Below are 9959 nucleotides of genomic sequence, written 5' to 3'. Positions count from 1 at the left end.
CAAGAGCAAGAGCAAGAGCAAGAGCAAGAGCAAGAGCAAGAGCAAGAGCAAGAGCAAGAGCAAGAGCAAGAGCAAGAGCGAGAGCAAGAGCAAGAGCAAGAGCAAGAGCAAGAGCAAGAGCAAGAAGTTGATATAGATGGGTATCTAAGGGGAAAGGCTGGCTGCCAAGGTGAATATTTAGTCAGCACGCCCGATAGGATAAAACTCTCCCCGGCTCCATACCCCAAGCCAAACGTCCCCCTCAATCACCCGCGGTACCGCCAACTCCACCAGTTGGTAGAACACATTACGGTGGACCAGCGCCTCGAGGTTGCCACGCATCAACACGTAGGGCGACGGCTCCTGGGTAGCCGGGTCAAGCTCCACGCGCAGTGGATTCCCCGGCCCAGCCTCGATCTGCTCCTCGACGTTGCTGGTAAAGCGCAACACCTGCCCCTCGCCCTGCCCTTCAACATCCAGCAACACGGCCACGAACGGCGCATCATCGACCCGAATACCGACCTTCTCCATCGGCGTCACCAGGAAGTAGTCATCGCCATCACGACGAATGATGCTGGAAAACAGCCGGACCATCGGCTTGCGCCCGATCGGCGTACCCAGGTAGTACCAGGTACCGTCGCGGGCAATACGCATATCGATGTCGCCGCAGAAATCCGGGTTCCATAGATGCACCGGTGGCAGCCCCTTGTGCTGGGGAATCTGCGCCAGAAGATCGTTGGCCTTGCCCGAATCGCTCATCCCACCCTCACTCAGTGACTCATGCCCAGAAGGCTACGAGCGTACTCGCGCATCGGCGCGGCAAGCAAATCCTGCGGGGTATTGTCGTGGAACGTCAACAAACCGCCGCGGCTCTTGATCCGCGCGGTGTCGATCAGGTAACGGGTACTGGTCTCGATCAGCATCATCTGCACTACACCACTGTCCCAGCCCAGACGGTCGACGGCCTGCTCGTCATACCACTCGTCGCCGTTACCAATACGGTCGTCGGTACGGGCAAAGCGGGTATAGAGCACATAGTCAGCCCCCACCGAACGCGCCTCGGCGATGGCATCTTCCAGGCCCAGCGGGCCCTGGGCACGGCGCACCAGCGGGAAGTACTCGACGAAACTCTTGAACGCTTCCTCGGCCACCGCGTTCTGCCGCGGCTGCGGGCCCTTGCTCGGCGGCATGAAGGCGCCCTGGCCGATGAAAATGAACGAGTCCGGCTGCAAGCGGACCGACAGGGTACGGGTGGTGTCGCTATGATCCAGCAGGCCCGCGTCACTCATGTGGTAACGCACGCCCTCGCCCATATCGCTGACATTCATGCAGCCGCCCAACGCCATCAGCGCCAGCAGCAAGACCAGGCTACGCATCTTTCCTCCAGAGGCCGGTGACGAAAAACCGGCGAATAGCCGCCAGGATGCAGCTTTTGCGCCAGAGTCAGCCGCCAATCACCTTCATGACCATCACATCCCCGGAAAACGCCTGCTCCTGCTTGTCCGCCAAGGCTTTCACCAGCAACCGCTGCAAGGCCGGCAACGCCTGGTGGCGCGGCTTGTCGAGCAGGTCGCCGACATAGTGACGGTTGCTCGACGACAGACAGCCATGCAGCCAACCGGTAGAGGACAGACGCAGACGCGAGCAGGTTCGGCAAAACGGCACACTCTCGTTGGCGATCACGCCAAAGTGCCCCTTGCCAGCAATGCGATAACGCAAGGCCGTGGCATCCAAGGGCCGTGGCGCCTGCTCGTAGAGGTGCGCCTGGCCGATCAACGCCAGCAACTGCTCGAGACCGACGAACTGTTGCACGAAGGCATTGCGCTCACGGGCCAGGTGGCCCATGCGCATCAGCTCGATGAATCGCAACTCGTAGCCATGGGCCAGGCAATACTCCAGCATCGGCATGACCTGGTCGAGGTTCTGCCCGCGCATCGGCACCATATTGACCTTGATTGCCATGCCGGCGGCACTGGCCTGCGCCATGCCCGCCAGCACACTGCCCAGGTCGCCGCCGCGGGCGATGCGGCGGAATGCCAATGGGTCAAGGGTATCGAGGGAGACATTGAGCCGGCGAATGCCGGCATCGCGCAGCAGCGGCAACTTGCGCGAGAGCAACTGACCATTGGTGGTCAGGCTGATGTCCTCGAGCCCTAGCTGGCCGACCGCCAGAAGAAACGCCTCCAACCGCGGACTGACCAGCGGCTCGCCGCCGGTGATACGCAGCCGTTCGATGCCGGCCGCCTCCACCAGGTACGCCACGCCACGGGCCAACGCATCCGCCGACAGCTCGTCGTGCGCCGCCACCAGGCGCTTGCCGTCGGGCACGCAATAGGTGCAGGCGTAGTTGCACGCAGCAGTCAGGCTGACGCGCAGGTTGCGAAAGCGCCTGCCTTGACGGTCGACGATCATGGGAACTCCGGCATGGATGGATCGGGCCGGCAAAACCTGACTTATAAATCAGGTTTTTGCAAGCCCTGCCGGTGAACAACACCGCGCTCGCCTGGTTCGCCAGCAAGGCTGGCTACAGGGTGCAAGACGGGACACAGGGTAGGACCCGGCTTGCCGGTGTTACATCGCGGCGTCAGTTGGCAGGTTCCGGATCGCGCTTGCGCTTGTTGCCCATGCGCACGCCGATATCCATGAGGAACTGGAAGAAACCCTCCTGGTCCTCCAGCACATTGCTCCAGAACGGCGAGTGGTACAGCGCCACCGCGCCATGGACCAGGGCCCAGGCCGCGCAGTAGTGGAAGTACGGCGGCACGTCCTCGAGCTTGCCTTCGCTGATCCGGCCCTTGATCAATTGCGTCAGACGGTCGAAGTTGGAGGCACGAATCTTGTGCAACTGCTCGACCATTTCCGGCACCTGGTTGCCCTTGACCACCTTTTCTTCCAGGCGGTCGAACAGCCGGTAGCGCTGCGGGTCGCGCATGCGGAACTCGAAGTAGGCGCGCGACAGGGCTTCCTTGTCGCGGTCGACGTCCGCCGAGTGCAACAGCTCGTTCAGGTCGCGCTCATAGTCGAGCATCAGGCGCAGGTAGATCTCCGCCTTGGACTTGAAATGCTTGTAGATCGTGCCTTTGCCGATGCCCACGGCATCGGCGATCATCTCGACGGTGACACTGTCTTCACCTTGTTCGAGAAACAGCTTGAGCGCCGTGTCGAGGATTTCTTGCTCGCGACGACGAAACTCACGGACCTTACGAGGTTCTTTCTGCATAGGAAGGACTGGGATGACAATCGAAGCGGTTTATTATGCCTAACTTGCGGCAAATTGCACGGATCTTCCAACCATGTCTGTGTTTCATGATGAGTTCGACCAGGCGCCGGGCCTGTGCTACCTGAACCACGCGGCCATTGCGAACATGCTGGGTGCCTGCGCCCTGGAAACCTGCCTATCGCTGCTGGAGGACGTCGGCAGGACGGTGGTCGCCGACCAGCTGATCCCGCTCGTCGGGCCGGGAGCGTCAATTTCAGCCTGGATGGCCATGCCAACGCCGACATTTATCGAACCCTGAGCGCTAAGGGCGTGATCTGCGCCATGCGCGGCCCCGGGGTGCGTTTTTCCCCACACTTCTATACCGATCAGCGCCTGGTCGACGACGCACTGTGACAGGTCCGGCAGATTGCCATGCGTTGAAGGCCCAAGGGCTGGCGGGCGTATTCCAAATTTGTTTAAAAAACGACCAGCACGCGCTGGCGGGGCGCCAATCCTGGCCAATACTTGAAGTGTTGGCGCGGCGCATCCCCCCCAAAGTGGCGCGCCGATAAAGGTGCCCAGGGACCGTGTACCTTTGTTTTACTCCTAATGGTCTTAACCCGGATTCCCCCCCCAGAACCCGGGTTTTTTTTGCCCGGCCCGCAGAGCAGACCAGCCTTGCTGGTGAACCAGGCATCGCAATGGCTGGCCTGAAGGTCGGCCCTCAAGCCACCCGCGCCAAGGGGAACAAGCGCTTGAAGTTCGCCGTGGTCTGCTCGGCCAACTGCGCGTAGCTCACCCCGCGCAGCGACGCGACATACTCGGCCACGTCTCGCACATATTGCGGCAGGTTTGGCTTGCCGCGGTGCGGAATGGGGGCCAGGTACGGCGAATCGGTCTCCACCAGCAGGCGGTCGACCGGCACCTGGCGCGCCACATCGCGCAGCGCGTCGGCATTGCGGAAGGTGACGATGCCCGACAGCGAAATGTAGTAGCCCAGGTCCAGCGCGGCCTTGGCCATGTCCCAGTCCTCGGTGAAACAGTGCAGTACCCCCGCCTGGGGCAGGCTGGCCTCGCGCAGCAGCGCCAGGGTATCGGCGCGGGCGGCACGGGTGTGCACCACCACCGGCTTGCCGGTCTGCCGCGAGGCTTCCAGGTGCAGGCGGAACGACGCCTGCTGCAACTCGGCGGCTTCTGGTTCGTAGTGGTAGTCCAGGCCAGTCTCGCCAATGGCGACCACGTGCGGGTGCGTCAGTTCGCCCAGCAGCCATTCCAAGGCTGGCGTTTCCCCGGGCGCCAGGTCCAGCGGGTGCACCCCCACCGAGCAGTCGACATCGGCGTACTGTTCGCTGAGCGCCTTGACCGCCCCGGCGTTTTCGGCGCTCACGCCGATGCACAGAAAATGCCCAACCCCGCGCGCGCGCGCCGCCTGCAGGGCGGCATCGAGGGAGCCCTGGTGGGCACTCAGGTCAAGACGATCGAGGTGGCAATGGGAATCTACGAGCATGGCAACAGGACACACCTGAATGAACGATAGGAATCAACGCTGGCCGGGCAGCTGCACCCAATGGGCGAGCAAGGCTTCGAGCAGCAGTACACGGTTGAGGTTGGCCTTGCCCAGCACCTTCTGGCGCTGCTCGAGGATCCACGCCTGGAGCTCCAGCACCTTGGCCTGGCGGCTTTTCTGCGCCAGGTACTGCACGACCTTGCGCATGTCGGCCAAGCCTAGTCCGTCTTCATCCTGGGTCAACTGATAGCGCAGGATCAGGTGCGCCCAGTCGCAGAACCAGTCGAACAGCAGCAGCAAGGGCACGCCATTCCAGGCTTCGGCCAGCTGACTGGGCGATTGCTGCTGCTTGAGCAGCTTCTTCACCCCGTCGGTGACCAGCGCCCGCTGCTCGCGCACGCCCTGGGCCTGCAAGCTGAGCGCCATCAGCGGCGAGCCGGCGGCCAGGGTCAGCAGCTCTTCGCGTGCCGGCTCGTCACTGTCCGCCAGCGCGCCGGCCAGCCAGGCGCGGCTCTGGGCCAGGCTCGGCTGTGGACAGGCCACTTGCTGGCAGCGGCTCTTGATGGTCGGCAACAGGCGGCTGGGCTGGTGGCTGACCAACAGCAGCACGGTGTCGCCCGAGGGCTCCTCCAGGCTCTTGAGCAGGGCGTTGGCGGCATTGATGTTCATCGCCTCCACCGGCTCGATCAGCACCACCTTGCGCCCACCCTGCTGGGCAGTCTGCACCACGAAGGATACCAGCTCGCGGACCTGGTCGATCTTGATCGGCTTGTCGGCTTCCTCGGGCTCCAGGATGAAGTTGTCCGGGTGGCTGCCGGCCTTGAGCAACAGGCACGCCTTGCACTGCCCGCAAGCCTCCAGCCCTTGGGGCTGCTGGCACAGCAGGCGGGCCATCAGGCGCTCGGCCAGGGCGCGCTTGCCAATGCCCTGCGGCCCGTGCAACAGGTAGGCATGGGCGTGCTGGCCACGGCCGGCCAACTGCTGCCAGAGCGCCTGCTGCCAGGGGTAGGCTTCAGCCACGGCACCGCTCCAGGATGCCGGGCACCAGGGCATCGATCGCCCGCTGCACCGCGGCCAGCGGCTGCGACGCGTCCAGCAGGCGGTAGCGCTGCGGCTGCTGGCCGGCGCGTTGCAGGTAGGCCTGGCGCACCGCTTCGAAGAAGGCCTGGCCTTCCTGCTCGAAACGGTCCAGCCGGCCACGGGCCGCGGCACGGGCCAGGCCGACTTGCACCGGCAGGTCGAACACCAGGGTCAGGTCGGGACGCAGTTCGCCCTGGACGAAAGACTCAAGGGTGGCGATACGCTCGACTGGCAGCCCGCGCCCCCCGCCCTGGTAGGCGTAGGTGGCGTCGGTGAAGCGGTCGCACAGCACCACCGCGCCGCGGGCCAGCGCCGGACGGATCACCTGTGCCAGGTGCTGGGCGCGGGCGGCGAACATCAGCAGCAGCTCGGTATCGACCGCCATGGCCTCCTCGCTCGGCGCCAGCAGCAGCTCACGAATGCGCTCGGCCAGCGGCGTGCCACCTGGCTCGCGGGTCATGAGCACATCGATGCCCTGCTCGCGCAGGCGCGCCGCCAGGTACTCGCGATTGGTGCTCTTGCCCGCGCCTTCGGGGCCTTCCAGGGTGATAAACAAACCGCTCACGAGCGTTCCTTAGTGTCGTCTGGCGCAGGCTCATCGGCCGGCGCGGATTCATCGGTAGGCGCTGCCGGCTCGCCCTCTGGCGCTGGCGTGGCGCCGTTCTGCGGCGCCGCGGGCTGGCCCTGTGGCGTGGGGCTCGAGCGGTAGTCGGCGCGGCGCTTGAGCTGGAACTCGCGCACGGCGCTGTTGTGGTCGTCCAGGTCGTCGGAGAACACGTGGCTGCCATCGCCACGGGCGACGAAGTACAGGCTCGAGCCGTCGCTGGGGTTGAGCGCGGCATGGATCGCCTCGCGGCCAACCATGGCGATCGGTGTCGGCGGCAGGCCCGTCATGGTGTAGGTGTTGTAAGGGGTCGGTTCGCGCAGGTCGGCGCGGGTGATCTTGCCGTTGTAGCGCTCACCCATGCCGTAGATCACGGTCGGGTCGGTCTGCAGCATCATGCCCAGGCGCATGCGGCGCACGAACACCCCGGCGATCTGCCCGCGCTCCTGGGGAATGCCGGTTTCCTTCTCCACCAGCGAGGCCATGATCAGCGCCTGGTAAGGATCGCGATACGGCAGTTCGGTGCTGCGCTCGGCCCATTCCTTGGCCAGCACTTCCTCCAGGCGCATGTAGGCCTGCTGCAGCAGCTCGACATCGCTCATGCCGCGCACGAAGCGGTAGGTGTCGGGGAAGAAACGGCCCTCGGGGAAGACCCCGGTGTGGCCCAGCTTGTCCATCACCTCGGTATCGGACAGGCCCTCGAGGGTGTGCTTGAGCTTTTCATGCTTGGCCACCGCGGCACGCACCTGGCGGAAGGTCCAGCCCTCGACCAGGGTCAGGTTGTACTGCACCACGTCGCCACGCTTCCAGGCGTCGAACAGCTGGCCCACGGTCATGCCTGGCGTCAGGCGATATTCGCCCGTGTGCAGCGCGGTACCGGCCATGTTGAAGCGCCAGTACAGGCGTAGCCAGACCGGGTCGTCAAGCAGCCCTTCGCCCTGCATGCGGTAGAACATGCGGTTGGGCGTGGTGCCATTGGGCACGTCGAGCAGGCGCTCTTGCGTCACTTGCAGCGGCTGCTCCAGAACCGAGCTGACCTTCCAGGCGGCCCAGCCCAGTGCCAGGCCGGCGAGGATCAAGCTCATTTCCAGCAGCAGCAGGAATTTGCGTCTCACGAATCAGGTATCCAGTAACGTACGGGCAACGGCCTGCAGTTTACGGGTGAGTGGCCCCGCCGGCCAGTTCAGCGCGGCGAATTCGAGCACGGGCCAAATGCCATAGACGCTGTTGCAGACGAACACTTCGTCGGCCTGCTCAAGGTCCGTCAGCGTCAGGTCCCGCACCTGCACGGGCAGGCCAAGGGCCGCGCCCTGCTCCAGCAGCGCCGCGCGCATCACCCCGGCCACGCCGCAACGGCCAAGGTCGGCGGTGAGCAACGCGCCATCGCGCACCAGGAACAGGTTGCTGTACACCCCTTCGATCACCCGCCCCTGGCCGTCACGCATCAGGCCCTCGGCAAACGCGGTGTCCTGCCATTCGGCGCGGGCCAGCACCTGCTCGAGGCGGTTGAGGTGTTTGAGACCCGCCAGCAGCGGTTGTTCCGCAAGGCGTGTCTGGCAAGGGAAAAGGCGCACGCCCTGTTCGGCGTTGGCGGCGGGATACGCCGGCAAAGGGCTGCCCTGGAGGATACGTCGCGCCGGGGACCCGGCCATCGGGGCGTAGCCGCGCTGGCTGTCGCCACGGGTGAGGATCAGCTTGGCGACACCGTCACCGAGCAGCCCGGCAAATTGCAACAGTTCGTTGCGAACCAGTGCCAGGTCGGCCTCGATCGCCAGGCGCCGACAGCCCAGCGCCAGGCGCTCGAGGTGGCGCGCCAGCAGGCTGGGCCTGCCGCCGCGCACGGCGATGGTCTCGAACAGGCCATCGCCGTAGGCCAGGCCGCGGTTCTGCAGGTTGAGCGCAGCCGCGTCCTGGCCGTCGACCCAGCTGAGCATCAGTCGGCGAACCGGCGGAATACCAGCGAGCCGTTGGTGCCACCGAAGCCGAACGAGTTGGACAGCACCACGTCGATTGGCATGCTGCGCGCCTGGTGCGGCACGAAGTCCAGGTCGCAGCCTTCGTCGGGCTCGTCCAGGTTGATGGTCGGCGGCGCCATCTGGCTGTTGATCGCCAGGACGCTGAAGATCGCTTCCACCGCGCCGGCGGCACCCAGCAGGTGGCCGGTCATCGATTTGGTCGAGCTGACCGCCAGTTTGTAGGCGTGCTCGCCGAACACGCGCTTGATCGCAGCCACCTCGGCGACATCGCCGGCCGGCGTCGAGGTGCCGTGGGCGTTGATGTAGCTGACGTCCTCAGGCTGGATGCCAGCATCGCGCAGGGCGTTGGCCATGCAGCGGGCCGCGCCTTCGCCAGAGTCGGGCGGCGAGGTCATGTGGTAGGCGTCACCGCTCATGCCGAAACCGACCAGCTCGGCGTAGATGGTCGCGCCACGGGCCTTGGCATGCTCCAGTTCCTCGAGCACCAGGGCGCCGGCACCGTCGGACAGCACGAAGCCGTCGCGGCCCTTGTCCCACGGACGGCTGGCACGGGCCGGCTCGTCGTTGCGGGTGGACAGCGCGCGGGAGGCACCGAAGCCGCCCATGCCCAGGCCGCAGGCGGCCATTTCGGCACCGCCGGCAATCATCACGTCGGCTTCGCCGTAGGCGATGTTGCGCGCGGCCATGCCGATGCAGTGGGTGCCGGTGGTGCAGGCGGTGGCGATCGCGTAGTTCGGGCCTTGCAGGCCCAGGTGGATCGACAGGAAGCCCGAGATCATGTTGATGATCGAGCCCGGCACGAAGAACGGCGAGATCCGGCGCGGCCCTTGCTCATGCAGGGTGCGGCTGGTCTCTTCGATGTTGGTCAGGCCACCGATGCCCGAGCCCATGGCCACGCCGATGCGCTCGCGGTTGGCGTCGGTAACCTCAAGGCCGGCGTTGCGCACCGCCTGGAAACCGGCCGCCAGGCCGTACTGGATGAACAGGTCGAGCTTGCGGGCCTCTTTGGCCGACAGGTACTGCTCGACTTCGAAGCCTTTCACCGAGCCGCCAAAACGGGTGGAGTAGGCAGACAGATCCGTATGCTCGATCGGACCGATGCCACTGCGGCCAGCCAGAATGCCCTGCCAGGTGCTCGGTACATCGGTACCCAGTGGCGACAGCATACCCATACCAGTGACCACGACGCGTCTACGCGACACAGTACTCTCCTCATTTTCTAGTAACAGAGTCTCTTGCCAGTGCACTGGCAGCGCCAATGGCCTGGCAACAGACTCCGGTGTTCATTGCATAGCTTGCAAAGAAAAAACCGCACGCCGGCGACGGCAGTGCGGTTTTTCCCGACAAGAAGCGTCGACTGGAACGTCTTAGGCCTGGTGGCTGTTGACGTAGTCGATAGCGGCTTGAACGGTAGTGATCTTCTCGGCTTCTTCGTCAGGGATTTCGGTCTCGAATTCCTCTTCCAGAGCCATCACCAGCTCAACGGTGTCAAGCGAGTCGGCACCCAGGTCCTCAACGAAGGAAGATTCGTTCTTGACTTCCTCTTCCTTGACGCCCAGTTGCTCGGCGACGATTTTCTTGACGCGTTCTTCGATGGTGCTCATACCTAGTTTT

The 9959-nt window shown here is 64.6% G+C and carries 12 protein-coding genes; 1 reads left to right on the top strand and 11 read right to left on the bottom strand.

Going from position 1 to position 9959, the window contains the following annotated elements; translation table 11 throughout:
* Positions 1-177: 177 nt before the first annotated feature.
* From NJG22_RS19280 to NJG22_RS19265, 4 genes are all read right to left on the bottom strand, one after another.
* Positions 178-738, bottom strand: coding sequence for a DUF1285 domain-containing protein (locus tag NJG22_RS19280; protein WP_253096717.1), 561 nt, complete (start codon positions 736-738; stop codon positions 178-180).
* 11 nt (positions 739-749) lie between these two features.
* The gene (locus NJG22_RS19275) at positions 750-1355 is read right to left on the bottom strand and encodes a DUF4823 domain-containing protein (RefSeq protein WP_253096715.1); all 606 of its coding nucleotides are present in this window, start codon (positions 1353-1355) and stop codon (positions 750-752) included.
* A 67-nt stretch (positions 1356-1422) separates the two neighbouring features.
* On the bottom strand, positions 1423-2391 hold the full coding sequence (locus NJG22_RS19270; RefSeq protein WP_253096712.1) for a radical SAM protein: 969 nt from the start codon (positions 2389-2391) through the stop codon (positions 1423-1425).
* A 172-nt stretch (positions 2392-2563) separates the two neighbouring features.
* Positions 2564-3199, bottom strand: a complete 636-nt coding sequence (locus NJG22_RS19265) for a TetR/AcrR family transcriptional regulator (protein ID WP_134693123.1) — start codon at positions 3197-3199, stop codon at positions 2564-2566.
* A 73-nt stretch (positions 3200-3272) separates the two neighbouring features.
* On the opposite strand from NJG22_RS19265, the gene NJG22_RS19260 reads away from it, so the two are divergent.
* The gene (locus NJG22_RS19260) at positions 3273-3497 is read left to right on the top strand and encodes a hypothetical protein (RefSeq protein ID WP_253096710.1); all 225 of its coding nucleotides are present in this window, start codon (positions 3273-3275) and stop codon (positions 3495-3497) included.
* Positions 3498-3902: 405 nt separating this feature from the next.
* Here the strand turns inward: NJG22_RS19260 and NJG22_RS19255 are convergent, their stop codons facing one another.
* The 7 genes from NJG22_RS19255 to acpP all read right to left on the bottom strand — a co-directional run bounded on the left by NJG22_RS19255 (position 3903) and on the right by acpP (position 9949).
* Complete coding sequence (locus tag NJG22_RS19255; protein WP_253096707.1) at positions 3903-4685, bottom strand: TatD family hydrolase; 783 nt, start codon at positions 4683-4685, stop codon at positions 3903-3905.
* A 33-nt stretch (positions 4686-4718) separates the two neighbouring features.
* Positions 4719-5705 (bottom strand): DNA polymerase III subunit delta', encoded by a 987-nt coding sequence (locus tag NJG22_RS19250; RefSeq protein WP_253096705.1) that lies wholly within the window; start codon positions 5703-5705, stop codon positions 4719-4721.
* The gene (gene tmk, locus NJG22_RS19245) at positions 5698-6330 is read right to left on the bottom strand and encodes a dTMP kinase (RefSeq protein WP_253096703.1); all 633 of its coding nucleotides are present in this window, start codon (positions 6328-6330) and stop codon (positions 5698-5700) included. Before tmk ends, NJG22_RS19250 begins: the two co-directional genes overlap by 8 nt.
* Positions 6327-7484 carry an endolytic transglycosylase MltG gene (gene mltG / locus NJG22_RS19240; RefSeq protein WP_253096700.1) on the bottom strand — a complete coding sequence of 386 codons (1158 nt, stop codon included), beginning with the start codon at positions 7482-7484 and terminating at the stop codon, positions 6327-6329. Before mltG ends, tmk begins: the two co-directional genes overlap by 4 nt.
* Positions 7485-7487: 3 nt before the next feature.
* Positions 7488-8303, bottom strand: a complete 816-nt coding sequence (gene pabC, locus NJG22_RS19235; protein WP_253096698.1) for an aminodeoxychorismate lyase — start codon at positions 8301-8303, stop codon at positions 7488-7490.
* Positions 8303-9547 (bottom strand): beta-ketoacyl-ACP synthase II, encoded by a 1245-nt coding sequence (fabF, locus tag NJG22_RS19230; protein WP_217853580.1) that lies wholly within the window; start codon positions 9545-9547, stop codon positions 8303-8305. The genes pabC and fabF overlap by 1 nt, the downstream gene beginning before the upstream one ends.
* Before the next feature lie 165 nt (positions 9548-9712).
* The gene (gene acpP / locus NJG22_RS19225; protein ID WP_010223225.1) at positions 9713-9949 is read right to left on the bottom strand and encodes an acyl carrier protein; all 237 of its coding nucleotides are present in this window, start codon (positions 9947-9949) and stop codon (positions 9713-9715) included.
* Positions 9950-9959: the final 10 nt, after the last annotated feature.

The sequence above is a fragment of the Pseudomonas sp. VA159-2 genome (assembly GCF_024126635.1).
Lineage (GTDB): Bacteria > Pseudomonadota > Gammaproteobacteria > Pseudomonadales > Pseudomonadaceae > Aquipseudomonas > Aquipseudomonas muyukensis.
This window is presented reverse-complemented; position numbering and strand designations above follow the sequence as displayed.

Coding starts and splice junctions, on each gene's coding strand:
- NJG22_RS19280 (WP_253096717.1), bottom strand. CDS start 738: ATGAGCGATTCGGGCAAGGCCAACGATCTTCTGGCGCAGATTCCCCAG.
- NJG22_RS19275 (WP_253096715.1), bottom strand. CDS start 1,355: ATGCGTAGCCTGGTCTTGCTGCTGGCGCTGATGGCGTTGGGCGGCTGC.
- NJG22_RS19270 (WP_253096712.1), bottom strand. CDS start 2,391: ATGATCGTCGACCGTCAAGGCAGGCGCTTTCGCAACCTGCGCGTCAGC.
- NJG22_RS19265 (WP_134693123.1), bottom strand. CDS start 3,199: ATGCAGAAAGAACCTCGTAAGGTCCGTGAGTTTCGTCGTCGCGAGCAA.
- NJG22_RS19260 (WP_253096710.1), top strand. CDS start 3,273: ATGTCTGTGTTTCATGATGAGTTCGACCAGGCGCCGGGCCTGTGCTAC.
- NJG22_RS19255 (WP_253096707.1), bottom strand. CDS start 4,685: ATGCTCGTAGATTCCCATTGCCACCTCGATCGTCTTGACCTGAGTGCC.
- pabC (WP_253096698.1), bottom strand. CDS start 8,303: ATGCTCAGCTGGGTCGACGGCCAGGACGCGGCTGCGCTCAACCTGCAG.
- acpP (WP_010223225.1), bottom strand. CDS start 9,949: ATGAGCACCATCGAAGAACGCGTCAAGAAAATCGTCGCCGAGCAACTG.